1 protein-coding gene is annotated in these 275 nt (G+C 66.2%); it reads left to right on the plus strand.

Annotation, left to right across the window (positions count from 1 at the left end; genetic code table 11):
* The coding region (locus tag SB753_RS37075; protein ID WP_410805126.1) for a DNA glycosylase AlkZ-like family protein at positions 1-275 on the plus strand (275 nt) is incomplete at both ends.

Raw genomic sequence — 275 nt, forward strand, 5'->3', positions numbered from 1 at the left:
CTGGGACCGCAAGCGCGCCGCCGCGCTGTTCGACTTCGACTATGTGATCGAGTGCTACGTGCCCGCGCCAAAGCGCAAATACGGCTACTACGTGCTGCCGATCCTCAATCGCGGAAAGCTGATCGGTCGGGTTGATGCAAAAGCGCACCGCGCGAGCGGCGTGTTCGAACTGAAGGCGCTGCATCTGGAACCGGGCCTGCGCGTGAGCGGCCGGCTGACGTCGGACTTGCGCCGCGCGCTGCAGCGTTGCGCCGACTGGCACGGCACGCCGCAAT

The organism is Paraburkholderia sp. SIMBA_053 (assembly GCF_046534895.1).
Lineage (GTDB): Bacteria > Pseudomonadota > Gammaproteobacteria > Burkholderiales > Burkholderiaceae > Paraburkholderia > Paraburkholderia caledonica.